General features: G+C 70.5%; 13 protein-coding genes. 9 read left to right on the plus strand and 4 right to left on the minus strand.

Features of this window, described 5'->3' with window-relative positions:
- Positions 1-2: 2 nt before the first annotated feature.
- The 3 genes from ACIPUC_RS15770 to ACIPUC_RS15780 are packed head-to-tail and all read right to left on the minus strand — an operon-like array spanning position 3 to position 2952.
- A complete protein-coding gene (locus tag ACIPUC_RS15770; RefSeq protein WP_446589890.1) occupies positions 3-977 on the minus strand; it encodes a pyridoxal-phosphate dependent enzyme in 975 nt (324 codons plus the stop codon).
- Positions 974-2017, minus strand: a complete 1044-nt coding sequence (locus ACIPUC_RS15775) for a DMT family transporter (protein WP_446589892.1) — start codon at positions 2015-2017, stop codon at positions 974-976. The genes ACIPUC_RS15770 and ACIPUC_RS15775 overlap by 4 nt, the downstream gene beginning before the upstream one ends.
- On the minus strand, positions 2014-2952 hold the full coding sequence (locus ACIPUC_RS15780) for a GHMP family kinase ATP-binding protein (RefSeq protein ID WP_446589893.1): 939 nt from the start codon (positions 2950-2952) through the stop codon (positions 2014-2016). Before ACIPUC_RS15780 ends, ACIPUC_RS15775 begins: the two co-directional genes overlap by 4 nt.
- A gap of 295 nt (positions 2953-3247) precedes the next feature.
- Here ACIPUC_RS15780 and ACIPUC_RS15785 point away from each other — a divergent pair, with 295 nt between their 5' ends.
- Together ACIPUC_RS15785 and ACIPUC_RS15790 are read left to right on the plus strand one after the other, a co-directional pair.
- Positions 3248-4195, plus strand: a complete 948-nt coding sequence (locus tag ACIPUC_RS15785) for a LysR family transcriptional regulator (protein ID WP_446589894.1) — start codon at positions 3248-3250, stop codon at positions 4193-4195.
- A 9-nt stretch (positions 4196-4204) separates the two neighbouring features.
- Positions 4205-5149, plus strand: a complete 945-nt coding sequence (locus ACIPUC_RS15790) for a DMT family transporter (protein ID WP_446589896.1) — start codon at positions 4205-4207, stop codon at positions 5147-5149.
- Between the two features lie 114 nt (positions 5150-5263).
- On the opposite strand, the gene ACIPUC_RS15795 is transcribed toward ACIPUC_RS15790, so the two are convergent.
- A complete protein-coding gene (locus ACIPUC_RS15795; RefSeq protein ID WP_446589897.1) occupies positions 5264-6037 on the minus strand; it encodes a LuxR C-terminal-related transcriptional regulator in 774 nt (257 codons plus the stop codon).
- A gap of 291 nt (positions 6038-6328) precedes the next feature.
- On the opposite strand from ACIPUC_RS15795, the gene ACIPUC_RS15800 reads away from it, so the two are divergent.
- From ACIPUC_RS15800 to ACIPUC_RS15830, 7 genes are all read left to right on the plus strand, one after another.
- Positions 6329-6535: a hypothetical protein gene (locus ACIPUC_RS15800; protein WP_446589899.1), complete on the plus strand. Its 207-nt coding sequence runs from the start codon at positions 6329-6331 to the stop codon at positions 6533-6535.
- A gap of 14 nt (positions 6536-6549) precedes the next feature.
- Positions 6550-7341 carry a thioesterase II family protein gene (locus ACIPUC_RS15805; protein ID WP_446589900.1) on the plus strand — a complete coding sequence of 264 codons (792 nt, stop codon included), beginning with the start codon at positions 6550-6552 and terminating at the stop codon, positions 7339-7341.
- Between the two features lie 46 nt (positions 7342-7387).
- Positions 7388-8290, plus strand: coding sequence for an isocitrate lyase/PEP mutase family protein (locus ACIPUC_RS15810; protein ID WP_446589902.1), 903 nt, complete (start codon positions 7388-7390; stop codon positions 8288-8290).
- Positions 8287-9249 carry a 3-oxoacyl-ACP synthase gene (locus ACIPUC_RS15815; RefSeq protein ID WP_446589903.1) on the plus strand — a complete coding sequence of 321 codons (963 nt, stop codon included), beginning with the start codon at positions 8287-8289 and terminating at the stop codon, positions 9247-9249. The genes ACIPUC_RS15810 and ACIPUC_RS15815 overlap by 4 nt, the downstream gene beginning before the upstream one ends.
- Positions 9249-11471, plus strand: a complete 2223-nt coding sequence (locus ACIPUC_RS15820; protein WP_446589904.1) for an iron-containing redox enzyme family protein — start codon at positions 9249-9251, stop codon at positions 11469-11471. Before ACIPUC_RS15815 ends, ACIPUC_RS15820 begins: the two co-directional genes overlap by 1 nt.
- Positions 11472-11551: 80 nt before the next feature.
- Entirely contained in the window at positions 11552-12760 is a 1209-nt protein-coding gene (locus ACIPUC_RS15825; RefSeq protein ID WP_446589905.1) for an acyl-CoA dehydrogenase family protein, read from the plus strand.
- Positions 12761-12835: 75 nt separating this feature from the next.
- Positions 12836-14005: a cytochrome P450 gene (locus tag ACIPUC_RS15830; protein WP_446589907.1), complete on the plus strand. Its 1170-nt coding sequence runs from the start codon at positions 12836-12838 to the stop codon at positions 14003-14005.
- Positions 14006-14089 lie beyond the last annotated feature (84 nt).

Genomic DNA, 14089 nt, shown 5'->3' on the forward strand with positions numbered 1-14089 from the left:
CGTCATCCGTTCAGCAGTGTCGTTCCGTACAGTTCGCCGCGGTCGGCGAAGAAGGTGAGTATCTCGCCGTCGGCGGACGGTCCGAGGTCCGCGGCGAGTTGGCGGGCGCCCATGTAGCAGACGCCGGACGATCCGCCCACGCTGAGCCCTCGGGCGGCCAGTTCCCGCACGCCGGCGCAGGCCTGGGCGTCGGAGACCCGGTAGACGCCCGCGACCCGGCTCCTGGCCGTGTCGATCACGGCGGGGATCCGGTTCTGGTTGCCGGTGCCGCGCAGGATGCTCCGGGCCGGTGAGCCGCCGAAGGTGATCGAACCCTCGCGGTCCGCCACGTAGGAGGGGATGCCCTTGGCCTCCAGCATCGCGGACAGGGCGGCGAAGTGTCCGCCGCTGCCGACGCAGAAGATTCCGGCGGTGATGCGCGAGAAGTCGAGGGCGCCCATCAGGTGCGGTACCACCCAGCGGGTGTAGACCTGCGGGTTGAGCGGGCTGTCGTTCTGGTTGGTCCAGTAGTGGTCGGGGTGCGCGGACAGGATGGACTGCAGCAGGTCGTCGCGGGCCTGCTGGCTGCCGAGGACCGGATGCGGGGTCTCGGCTATGTGCAGGGTCCCGCCGACCAGTTCGATCTTCCGTCGGGTGATGTCCGGGATGCCGGGGTCGGTCACCAGGTGGACGGGGTGCCCGAGCAGGCGGCCGGCCACCGCCAGGCCGAGGCCCAGGGAGCCCGACGTGGACTCGATGACGGTCTGGCCCTCGGCGAGCAGTCCCTGCTCGCGGGCCAGGAGGAGCAGGCCGAGGCCGAGGATCGACTTGAAGCTGGTCTCGGTGGCCGGGCTGCCGTGGACGGCGCGCAGCCGCAGTGCGGAGGCCTCGAAGCCGCCGCAGTCCACGGTGCTCAGCCGGCTGAGCTCTTCGATGAGTTCGTACGGATCGGGGCTGCGGTGGTGCGGCGCCGTCCGATGGTGCAGCGTCAGGCTCACTTCTTGCCCTCCAGGAGGTTCTTGGCCCAGAAGATCGAAACGAGGAGCACGCCGATGCCCGCCATCTGCACCAGGCTCAGGCGCTGGTCGAACAGGACCAGGCCGTAGACGGCGGCTGCGACCGGCTGCAGCAGCACGAACAGTGCGGCGAGCTGGAGCGGCAGGAACTTCACGGCGTGTGCCATCAGGGTCTGGCCGAGCAGCTGCGAGGTCACCGCGAGGGCGATCAGTACGAGCCAGCCCTTCGCGCTGGTGGGCCACAGGCTCTCGCCGAGCAGGGCCGCCACGGCGAAGCAGGCGATCCCGCAGACCAGGCTGAGGGTGGCCATGATGCGGGTGGCTTCGTGGCGCTCGCGCAGGCCCTTGGCCACGACGAGGAACAGCGCGTAGAACACCGCGGTCGCCAGGGCGAGGAGGTCGCCCCGCAGGTGCTGGGGGTCGAGGCCGGTTCCGAGGATGACCAGGATGTACAGGCCGGCCAGCGCGAGCAGAGCGGGCATCGCGAGACGCCACGGCAGCCGGTCGCCGAAGAGCAGGAGGCAGAGCGGGGCGATGATGAACGGCACCAGATTGGCCAGCAGGTTCGCCTCGGCCAGCGAGGTGTAGAGGAACGAGATGTTCCACAGGCACAGGTCGGCGGCGAGGAACAGCCCGCCCAGGACGATCAGGAGCTGGTCCCGCCGCTCGATCCGGGTGGCGGTGGCGGGCCGGTCGGCGCCGGCGGCCGTGGCGGCGGCGGCGTTCTGGCGCGTGCGGCGTGCGGCGGCCATCGCCATGCCGAGCAGCATGGGTGCGGCGAGCAGCGAACGGTATCCGCCGGTGGCCACCGGGCCCACCTCGCTGATCCGGACGAAGACACCGCCGAGCGCCAGGCAGCAGACCGCGAGGAGCACCATGAGCTGCGCACGGGCACGGCTGCCCGGCTTTTCCTCTGCGGCGGGCTGCGGCTCGTCCGCGACCGGGGCGGGGAGGACCCCGTGTCCCGCTTCTGTCGCCGAGTCCGTCGAGTCCGTCGACTCCGTCGTGACTGCGCGGCTCATGAGCGCCCCGACTCCTTCAGTGTGTAGAGGTCGCTGTCGTACCCGAGAGAACGCAGTGCTCTCCGGGATTCAGCGACACGAAGATCGTGGTCCGTCTGGTGCTTCGAGAAGATGAGCCCGGCCACCGTTCCGCTGTGTGCCACGCACACGCCGAGGGCCCCCCACTCCTTCTTCACCGCCATGAGGTCCCCCAGGGACTTCTTGGGGAGCCGGTCATTGTGCAGTTCGCTGCTGAGGGTCGCTATTTCTGCGGCCGCATCGCCGTCATTCGCGAGGAGCGCCGCATCGAGTTCGGCGAAGAGCCGCTCGTAGATTCTTGCCTTTCCCGGGTCCTCCGGGACTTCCCGGTGGAACTCCTCCGTGCGCACCCAGCCGCCCTCGTCGACTCCGACGATGCTCCACCGCAGATCCGTATCGTATTTCGCGATCAGGGTCTGCGACCGCTGGGCACAGGAGGCGATTCCGGGATGCAGCAGATAGTCGCCGTATTCGAGCTTTCGTGCCACGGAGAGCGCGAGCGCGTGCGCCACCGGCGCGGGGGTCGCCGGGTGGGATTCCCGGAGGCAGAGCAGGGCGACGGCCAGGATGTCGGCGGTCGAGCTCGCGTGTCCTTTGGCCACCGGGATGTTCGACGTGATGTCGATGGTGAGACCGGCGTGTGAGAACCCCACCTCCGCGCTGAGGGCCTCGAAGGCGGCGAGCGCCTTGGTGCGGTCGGCCGGGCTGATCGTGAGTGCCTGCGTGCCGGGGCCCTCGGCCCGTCGCAGCCGCGCCGCGCAGGTCAACTCCTCGACGGGCGCCGTGAAGAGGAAGTGCTCGTAGCCGCGCTCGCCGACGGTGTAGCCCTGCAATATTTCTCCGAATGCGCCGTGGACGGTGCTGGCGATCTTGTCGTGCATGGGGTCGTTGTACGCGGCGGCGAGCGCGTCCGGCAACCAAAGGAAACCTGCTGGCTGCCATAAGCAAGGGCATCGCGGAGGCGATCGCGAATCACACAGCGCGCCCGGTTTGCTCCGGTTGTCATGATAGGCGACCCGTTCAAGATCATCTTGCTTATCGGTGGCGAAAGGACTTCTTATGCAAACCCCCCGCTCGCGGTTGATGTTCAAGACTCGGTAAAACCGCACCCGTATCACTCTGTGGACCGGCCGATGCGTCCATAACGCCCGATACCACCGGGTCCTAAAGCGGAGTTGCTCGATTCCATTTCTCCTGCTTACGGTTCGCCCCATGATCGAGACGCGTCATCTCCGCACGCTGCGCGCCGTTGCGCAAACGGGCTCTTTCGCTGCCGCGGCACGGCAGCTGAGCTGTACCCAGCCGGCCGTGAGCCAGCAGATGAAATCCCTTGAAATGGCCATGGGTACTCCGCTTTTGATCCGTACCAGCCGTGAAGTACGGGTCACCGAGGCCGGTGCGGCCCTGGTGCGGCATTCGGCCGGAGTGCTCGCCGGACTCCACGCGGCCGAGGAGGAGATGGCGGCATTCGCGGGACTGCGCACCGGACGGGTGCGGCTCACCTCCTTCCTCAGCGGCACGTCGGCACTGATACCGTCCGCCATCGCCGCGATGCGCGCCGCCCATCCGGACGTGGAGGTCTCCCTGGCGGAGGCGCCTCCGCCGCGCTCCATCGACCTGCTCCGCAATGCCGACTGCGACATCTCCCTGGCCTTCCGCTACCCGGAGATCCCCGGCGCGGGCGCGAACACGCAAGAGGACTGGAACGACCTCGCGGTCCGCCCGCTGCTCACCGACCCTCTGGTCGTGCTGGTTCCGGAAGGGCACCGCCTCGCCGAGGCGGGACAAGTGGAACTCGCCGAACTGGCCGGGGAATCCTGGATCATGGGCTGCCACCGCTGTCGCCGCCATCTTCTGCAGCTGTGCGAGCGCGCCGGCTTCGAGCCGCGCGCCGAGTACCGGACGGACGACTATCCGACCGTGATCGGGCTGGTCGCGGCGGGCCTGGGCGTCGCGGTGCTGCCCGAACTGGCCCTGGGCGGGCCGCCGACGGCGCCGATTCGGCTGCTCCGCCTGGAGCCCACGGTGCACCGGGAGGTGGTGGCCCTGTCCATGTCGACGTCCCCCTCCGTTCCGGCGGTCGGGCTCATGCTCCGCGAACTGGAACGATCCGCCGCCCGCTTGCCGGGGACGTCACCGGTTCACCGCGGCCCAGGCTAGGTTGCTCATATGAACTCATCATCTGGACGTTCCGGAATGGATCGAGGGGCGCTGTTAGCCGCATCGGTCACCGTGGTGCTGTGGGCCTCCGCGTTCGTGTCCATTCGTGCCTCAGCCGACTATTTCGAACCCGGGGCGCTGGCGCTGGGACGACTCCTGACCGGCTCGCTGGCACTGGTCTGCCTGCTGCTGGCGAAGGGCGGTGGAGTGCCGCCGCGCCGGGCGTGGCCCGGCATCGTGGGATCGGGGGTGCTCTGGTTCGGCGTCTACATGGTCGTACTGAACTGGGGAGAGCAGCTGGTCGACGCGGGAACGGCGTCCATGGTCGTCAACGTCGGGCCCATGGTGGTCGCGCTGCTCGGCGGCTGGTTCCTGAAGGAGGGGTTCCCGCCGCTGCTGCTGGCCGGCATGGCCGTCTCGTTCGTCGGCGCGGTCGTCGTCGGGTTCTCGTCCTCCGGCGGCGGATCGTCCTCGCTCCTGGGCCTCGGGCTCTGCCTGCTGGCCGCCGTGGCGTACGGGGCCGGCGTGGTGTTGCAGAAGCCCGCACTGCGGCACGCGACCCCGATGCAGGTGACGACGTACGGCTGTCTGATCGGCACCGTCGCGTGTCTTCCGTTCAGCGGGCAGCTGGTGTCGAACCTGTCCGCGGCGCCCGTGTCGGCCACGCTCAATGTCGTCTACCTGGGGCTCTTCCCCACGGCCCTGGCCTTCACCACCTGGGCGTACGCGCTGTCGCGGACCACCGCGGGCAAGATGGGAGCCACCACCTACGCGGTGCCCGCCGTGGTGGTCCTCATTTCCTGGCTCGCGCTGGACGAGGTGCCGGGGTGGGTCACCCTCCTCGGCGGCGCCATCTGCCTGGGCGGCGTGGCCGTATCCCGGCTGCCCGGATTCCGCAGGCGCGGACCCGAAGAGGCCACCGCGCCGGCGGCCGGTGTGGAGACAGCACGCTGAGGTGACCCGCCGGGGCGGCGAAGCCGGAGGCGACACGGGCAGGGGCGGGGACATCATGTCCCCGCCCCTGCCCGTGTCCCCGCCCCGCTTCTCGCGTCGCCCCGCTCCCGGACCTCACACGATGAACGTGGTCTCGTTCCTGCCCAGTTCGTAGCCGAACTGAATTCGGGTGTGTGCGCCCAGCTCCTGCTTCATCGCCGCGATATGCCCTTGCAGTGATCTCTCGCTGATACCGAGCCGCCGGGCGATCTGCTTGTCGGGATAGCCCGATACCAGTAATTTGCTGATGGAGTTCCGGAGTGAGGGAATGACCTGCTCGGCCGCCCTCGTGGCATGTGTCGAAACGAAGGGGAAAGGCCTCGCCCGATCCCAGGAGCGCTCGAACATGTCCTTGAGGAAGCGCACGACGGCGGGCTCCCTGATGGCCAGGGCATTCGTACGGTCTTCATTCGCGGAGATGAACGCGACGTCTTCATCGATGATGATCATCCGGTCGAAGAACTCGGCCAGTGTGCGGACCTGGACTCCGTAGTCGGAGACGGTTCGCACGTAGTTCTTCGTCGCTTCGTCGAATCGCGTCGTGTGCTGGTACAGGGTCCGCATGGCGACGCCCCCCGCGATCTGGCGGCGTACGGATTCGAGGGCGTCGTCCAGGGTCGGTCCCGGGCGCGGCCCGTCGGGCTGGGCGGTCAGGATCTCCTTGCGCGCATCGGCGAGAGCCTCGTCGATGGCCGCCGCAATGGCCTGGAGCCCGAAGTGGTAGCCGATCCGGGCATCGGGGGGAGCCGCCGCGGCCGAGGGCGCGGCCGGCGCCGCGGGCGAGTCGGCCAGGCCGCCCGCGACGAGCCGGGAGAGCGCCTGCAAATGCTCGGACATGAGCTGCTGCACACCGCTCGGCCCATCCGGAATTCCGTGTTCCATTACTTTCCCCCACTCGTCCGTCCTGCCGGTTTCCGGGTGCCCAAAAGGTCTTGTAGGGCCGACCGAATGCCCCATATTTCCTGGTGTGCGGCTTTTAGGATCCATCGGATTTTAGCAGTGCGGGAATATGAGACATCTCGAAGCTTGAGCGAAAGTCGATCCGGGCTCGAGAGTGATCAAGGCGGGTCGCAGCGACCGCCCACCACTCCACTCAACGGTCCGGCGGCGCATGCCCCGCCTTTCGGGAGGCTTGACGAAATGTTGGAAACCTTTTCCCGCCCCAGTACGTCGTTCCGCTCGCGCCTGACGGTCCGCATCGTCGCGGCGGGCATTGTCGCCACGCTGGCCGGTGGCTTGTTCGCGGTGTCCGCCGCGCAGACGGACACCGCCCACCAGGCATCGGATGACGTAAAGATCCTGGCCGATGTTGGCTGGAATTCACCCACGCCCAAGGCGACTCCGTGAGCGCGATCGTTCCTGTGAGCTCTTCCCCCTGGTTCATGTGCGACGGAACGGAATCCGAGCCGGGACCCGCCGCACGCGTCTACTGCTTCCCGCACGCCGGCGGCAACCCGCGCTCCTTCCTCGGCTGGCAGCCGGACCTGGCGGGCGTGGCCGAGATCGCCGGGCTCTGCCCCCCGGGACGCGGCCGCCGCTACCGGGAGCCCGCCCTCACCGATGTAGCGGAACTCGCCGACGCCGTGGCCCACGAGATCTCCACCACCGCAGACCGCCCCTTCGTCCTTTTCGGCCACAGCTTCGGCGCGGTGCTGGCCTTCGAGGTCGCACGGCGCATCGGCCACCTGCCGGACTTCCGCCACCTGGTCGCCTCCGGCTGCTCGGCCCCCTCGCTCCTGCCCACCCGGCGGGTGGTGGAGACCGCCCGGCTGGAAGGCCGGGAGTTCACGCAGGCCGTGGGCTTCTTCGGCGGACTGCCGCCGGAGGTCATGGCCGACGAGGGCCTGCAGGAGCTGCTCCTGCCGAACCTTCGCGCCGACTTCCGCATGGTCGCCGGGTACACGTACCGGCCGGCCGCACCCCTGTCCGTACCGGTGACCTTGATCAACGGTGTGGACGACCCCCACATCGGCGAGGCCGGGCTGCAGCCCTGGGACCAGGAATGCCTCCGGCCGCCGGCCCGGAACTGGTCCGAGGGCGGCCACTTCTACTTCGACGGCCGCTCCCGGTCCGTCACCGACATCCTCCGGTCGCTCCTGTCCGGAGCGCCCGACGTCGGGCAGCCTGGCGACTGGCACGTCGAACTCATCTGACCGTGCCGGACCCGTACGACACCAGCGCCACAGAGGAACTCCTGCCGTGAACCTGCCTGTTACCGCCTCCGAATACTCCGTCGACCCCGTCGACCAGCGTGCCCGTGCCCTGGCCTTCCGCCGGCTCCACCAGGGCACCGAGCCCTTCGTCATCCCCAACCCGTGGGACGCGGGAACCGCGCGGCTGCTGACCGGCCTCGGATTCGCGGCCCTCGCCACCACCGGTGCGGGGCTGGCCTACCGCCTCGGCCGGCCCGACGGAACCAATCTGGTGGGCAGGCGGGAGATCCTCGCGAACGCCGCGGAGATCGTGGCGGCGACGCACCTGCCGGTCTCCGCCGACCTCGAGAGCGGTTTCGGCGACACGCCGAAGGACGTGGCCGAGACCATTCGGCTCGCCGCCGCAGCCGGTCTGGTCGGCGGCTCGATCGAGGACTCCACCGGCCGGGCCGACGACCCCGTACGCCCCCTGGAGGAGGCCGTGGAGCGCGTGGCCGCGGCCGTGGCCGCCGCCCGGGAGCTCGACTTCCCCTTCACCGTGACGGCCCGCGCCGAGAACTTCTTCCAGGGCCGCTCCGACCTGGCGGACACCATCCGCCGGCTCCAGGCGTACGAGGCCGCGGGCGCCGACGTCCTCTACGCGCCGGGCCTCCCGGACGCCGAGGCGGTGCGCGCCGTGTGTGCCGCCGTCCGGCGCCCGGTCAACGTCCTGATGGGTTCGCCCGCCCTGCCGCTGTCCGTGGCCGAGCTCGGCGAACTCGGCGTACGACGGATCAGCGTCGGCTCGGCGCTGGCCCGGGCGGCGCTCGGTTCGGTCGTCCGGGCCGCCGAGGAGATCCGTACCCGCGGGACCTTCGGCTTCGGAGCGGACGCCCTTCCCTATCCCGCAGCCAACGCGATGATGACACCGGCCCCGCCGGCCGGTCAGGAAAGCGACTCCTCACGGTGAACGTCACCCCCGTCCATCTGTCCGCCCCGCGCTACGTCCTGGGCGAGAACCCGGCCGACCACACGACCATGACGAACCTGACCGCACGCGCCGCCGAGCTGCGCATGCCGGCCAAGGCCTCGCTGTGGGGATGGGGAACGATCCACCGCACCGGAAAGAACCTGGAGACCCTGGCCGTGGAGGGCGGTCGGGCGACGCTCGCCGCGGCCGGGGCGGGGCCCGACCAGGTCGACGCCCTCATCCTCTGCTCGACCCGGTTCCCCGGCGGACCCCGGACGCACGGTGGCTTCGTCCAGGCAGTCATGACCGGACTGGGGCTGACCGGCGCCGCCTTCACCGGCGTCACCCTGAACCGCTGCACCAATCTGCTCGTCGGAGTGCGCCTCGCGCAGGCGCTGGTGGCCTCCGGGCAGCATCGCACCGTGCTGGTCGTCACCACCGACCGGATATCCGACGAGGCGACCCGCATGGAGAACTTCGCCCTGTTCAGCGACGGTTCGGCCGCCTGCCTGGTGAGCGCCCGGCCGTACGGCGAGGACGCGTACGAGATCCTCGGCGGCGCCTCCGCGCAGGACCTGCCTTCGCTCGGCTGGTCCAACGAGATCAGCTCGGACCTGGCTCGGGTGGTCAACGACCGCATCCTCACCCCGCTCGAGCTGACCCTCAAGGACGTGGACGGTCTGCTGCACCCGAACCTCTTCAAGCCGATCGCCGTCCTGAAGGAACGCCAGGCCGGGTTCAGCGCCGACCAGTTGTTCCTGGACAACATCGCCCGCGTCGGGCACTGCTTCGCCGCCGACCCCCTGATCAACCTCGTGGACCGCGCCGAGGCGGGAACGCTGCGTGACGGCGGTCTCTACCTCCTGGCGTCGAGCGTGCCGGGCGTACGCGTCGGCGTACTCCTGCGCAAGCTGTCCGCCGCCCAGCAGCCGACGAGCGACGAAACCACGGAGTTCTGATGAACGCGCACACCGGATTCCCCCTCCCGGACCGGACCACCTCCCTGCCCCGCGCCCCCTTCCGCTTCAGCCCGAAGGCCGCCGAGGACGCCACCGCGGTCCTCGACGCCGGACCGGCCGACATCTTCCGGCAACTCCTCGACGACCAGGAGAGCGAGACGACCCTGCTCGTCGCCCGCCGGGCCCTGCACGCCTTCCTGCCCACGGCCGGAGACGAGGCCCCCGCGGACGCCGACGCGATCGCCGCCCGCGTCCGGCAGGCCCGCACCGCCCTGGAACCGGACCTCGCCGGCCTGCGCGAGCGCGGCTCGCAGACGTACCGCCTCGTCCTGCGCCAGCGGGCACCCCTCATGCTGCTCGCCGGCTGCTGGCTCGACAACGTCTCGCAGACCGCCACCCAGCCGTCGGCCATCGTCAACCGGCTCTTCGGCCAGTACTTCCACCTCCAGGGCGAGGGCACCCCCGAGCGCGGGTTGCTCGCCAAACGGCGGCGTGCGCTCGCCGAGCTCGAGGTGCACCTGCCCGAGATCGAGACCGTGGACTTCCTGAAGGAGACCGAGGCGCGACCGCTGACCGCGCTGCACGCCTCGTTCTACCTCGCGCTCTCCCGGCTGCCCGCCTCCTTCCTGCCCGAAGTCGTGGGCGTGCACTACGCCGTGACCGCCCTGGGCCTCGACGATCTGCTGCTGGGTACGACCACCCCCTTCCTGGACGAAGCCCAGGCCCGTACGGTCCTCGCCGAGTACCTCACGCTGACGGAGAGCTCGCCGACCGGCGCGCAGGACCGGCAGCGGACGGCCCGCGCGATCGAGCTGGTGCTGCGCCTGGAGCGGGAGCACACCGCGCTCCTCGGCGAACTGGCCGACTGGCACGACGCACTGTCCCTGGACGCCAAGGTCGGACGGATCGTGGCCCGGCACGCGCCGTACGCGGGCCGCCAGCACCGCAGCGTGCGCCTCGGCGACCGGCGGCTGTCAGAGTGGCTCGACGACGAGAACATGGATCTGGCGGCCTTCGTCGGCCGGTTCCGCGAGGCCCGGCAGATGAAGCCCGCCCGCGAGGGCGTGTGCCGGTTCCTGCGGTCCATCAAGTTCGGCGGTCCGATGTTCGGCATCTTCGACGAGCACGAGGCGGCCGTGTTCACCGAGTGGGCGCAGGCCATCGCGGCGGGTGAGCCGGCGGACCTCGACTTCCGGCCGAACACCGCCGGCGACGCGCAGGCCCTGGCCTGGTCCGAGGCGCTGCGCGGCAGCGACCCGGCCGATACGGTCCTGGTCGAGGCCCCCTCCGGCCTCGACGACCGACAGCTGTTCCACCGCGTGGTCAACATCGAGCAGTTCCCCCACATCCTGGGGACCGCCCGGGACCGGGCCGAAGCCAACCTTGCCGACGCGGAAGTGCTGTTCACGCACGGAGCGGGCGGCATCCTCACCGACGCCGAGTACTTCGACTACACGCCCGAGGCGCTGATGGCGCGCGTCGAGGCGATCTACTGGGACAAGCTGGTGAACCCGTACCAGCCCCTCACGGAGATCCCCGACCGCGACACCGTGATCTTCGAGCAGAGCACCTTCGCCCTCGGCAGCCTGATCGACGGCACCTGGGCGCAGCGCATCGGCAACCTCGGCCGCAACCACCGGCAGAGCGACCACATGCTGTTCTCCATCTACGCCGACGAAATGGGCCGCGGCGACCTCGACAAGAACCACATCACGCTCATCCACCAGGTGCTGGCCAGCATGGACATCCACCTGCCGCACATCCGCCAGGACGAGTTCCTGGAGCAGGGCGATCTGCCGGACGGGCTCTACGGGTTCTCCATCCACCAGGTGTGCCTGGCGCTGTTCCCCGACACCCTCTACAACGAGATCCTCGGCTACAACCTGGGCATCGAGATGTTCGGGCTCGGAGCGATGCGACTGCACGAGATACAGAAGCTGCGCAGCCACAACCTCGACGCGGGCTACGAGCAGGCGCACCTGTCGATCGACAACTTCTCCGCCGGGCACGCCCGGCAGTCGGCCGACATCATCGTCTCCTACCTCGACGGCATCCGGCGCACCTCCGGCGAGGAAGCCGTGCAACGGGAGTGGCGCCGTATCTGGCGCGGTTACGCCTCCTTCGCCTACTTCGTCGAGCACAAGCTGGTCGGCCAGGTCCGTGCCGCATCGCCATCGGCCGCCGCTCCCGCCGACGACGACGATGCCGGCCTGCTCATCTGACGATCGTCCGCGCCGCCCTCGAGGCCTTGCCGCATGACGCCGTACCCGCCGACGCCCGCCCCCTCGCACGGAGAACTGTCTTGGACCTCACCAGCGCCTTCGATCAGGAAATCCTGGCCCTCCCCTTCTACGACGACCGGCACCGCGGCCTGGCGAACGCCATCGGCACCTGGTGCGACGGCCGCGCCCCCCTGTGGAACGAGGTCCGCAGACAGGACCCGGAGAAGGCCGGACGGCAACTGGTCCGCACACTCGGCGAGGACGGCTGGCTCGCCTTCCTGGACCCGCGGACCGCGCCCGACGCCCTGCCCGGTGACTTCCGCAGCATCTGCCTGATGCGTGAGGCGCTCGCCTACGCCGAGGACCTGGCCGACTTCGCCTTCTCCATCCAGGCCCTCGCCGCCACGCCGGTCATCCGGTACGGCAGCGAGGAGCAGAAGGAGCGCTACCTGCCGCGGATGGCCCGGGGTTCGCTCATCGGCGCGTTCGCGGTCTCCGAGCACGAGGCGGGTTCGGACATCGCCTCGGTCGGGCTGCGGGCCGAGCGCGACGAGGACGGCGGATACGTCCTGAACGGGCAGAAGGCGTGGATCGCCAACGCCGGGATCGCGGACGTGTACGTCGTCATCGCCCGCACCGGCGAGGGCCCCGGCCCGCTGGGGCTGAGCGCCTTCCTCGTTCCGGCCGACTCCCGCGGCCTGCAGGTCCACGAGCGCCTTGACGCGGTCGCTCCGCGCGCCTTCGGCCACCTCTCCTTCGAGGACTGCCGGCTGCCCCGGGAAGCCGTGCTGGGCAAGCCGGGCAAGGGCTTCGTCATCGCGATGGACCTGCTGGAGCGGTTCCGGATGACGGTCGGTGCGGCGGCGCTCGGGTTCGCCCGCCGGGCCGCCGACACGGCGCTGGCCCACGCCCGCAGCCGCCGGATCGGCAACGACAAGCTGATCGACCTCCAACTGACCAAGGCGACCCTGGCCGACATGGACGTGCGGCTCAACGCGGCCGCGCTGCTGGTGGCGCGGGCGGGCTGGGAGGCCGACCAGGGCAGCAGGCGCTTCGCCCGGCATTCGAGCATCGCCAAGCTGTACGCGACCGAGGAAGCCCAGCACGTCGTCGACTCCGCCGTGCAGTTGCTCGGCGCGGCGGGCGTGGTCGCCGACAGCGTCACCGAGCGCCTGTACCGGCAGATCCGTTCCCTGCGGATATACGAGGGCACCTCGGAGGTCATGCGGCTGACGATCGCGGGCACCCTCGACGCCCGGCGCGCCGCGCTTCCCGCCCGCTATCTCTGACGCACGCTTCCCCCAAGCGACGCCACTGCCCGGCCCCGGGCACCGACATGCCGAGCACCAGCAAGGAGCACCCGGATGACCCACCCGATCGAAGCGGTCAGGCTGGCGGACCCGTACCCCGGCTACGCGGCCCTGGTGGCCGAGCGCCCCTTCGCCTACGACCCGGCCGTGAACGCCTGGGTCGCGGCGGACGCGGCGGCGGTGCGCGCCGTGCTGGGCTCCGCCGCCCTGCGGGTCCGCCCGGTGGCCGAGCCGGTGCCCGCCGGGATCGTCGGCACGGCCGCGGGGGAGGTGTTCGGGGATCTGGTGCGGATGACCGACGGCGACCTGCAGCACCGCCTCAAGGGCGTGGTCTCCCAGGCGCTGGGGACCGCCGATCCCGCGCACGCCGCGCGGCTGGCCGCCGAGCAGACCCGGGCGGTACTCGCGACGGGTGGCCACGTCCCCTTCGAGGAGTTGATGTTCGCCGTTCCCGCCCGGGTCGTGGCGCGCCTGTGCGGGCTGGACGCGGACGGATCGGCGCAAGCCGCGCGGCTGATCGGCGAGTTCGTCCAGTGCATCCCCGCCCTGGCCACCCCGGAGCAGCAGCGGGCGGCGGCGCTCGCCGCGGCCGGGCTCCGGGAGTTGCTCGGCCCCGGCATCGAGGCCGCCGGGGCCGCCGGAGCCGCCGGAGCCGCCGGGGACGGGCTGCTCGCCGCGCTCGTACGGGCGGCGCGCGACGCCTCCTGGACCAGGACGGCCCCGCTGCTGGCCAACGCGGTCGGGTTCCTGTCCCAGACGTACGACGCCACGGCCGGCCTGATCGGGAACACGCTGCTGGCGCTGGCCAGGGAGGAGACCCCGAAATCCCCGGCCGAGCGTGAGGCGTTCGTCCGCGAAGTGGTCCGGCACGACGCGCCGATCCAGAACACCCGCCGTTTCGCCGCCGAGCCGTTCCGGCACGGGGCCGCACAGGTCGCGCCGGGCGAGCAGGTGCTGGTGCTGCTCGCCGCCGCCAACCGGGACCCGGCGGTCAACCCCGAACCGCACACCTTCCGGCCCGGCCGTGAGGCGCCGGCGGTCTTCACCTTCGGCGCCGCCGCCCACCGGTGTCCCGGAGAGAACCTGGCGGTGGCGATGGCCGACGCGGTCGTCGGGACGCTGCTGGACTCCGGGTTCGACCCGGCACACCTGCCGTCCAGGCCGTTCGGGCCGGCCGAAGTGACGTACCGGCCGCTGGCCAACGCACGGATCCCGGTGCTGTAGCGACGCGATCCGCCTCCGCAGTGAGCACATTCAAGGCTACCGCCTGCCCATTTCTTTCAGACTTATGACAATAAGTCAGCGCTT

It is taken from the genome of Streptomyces sp. LARHCF249 (assembly GCF_052871255.1).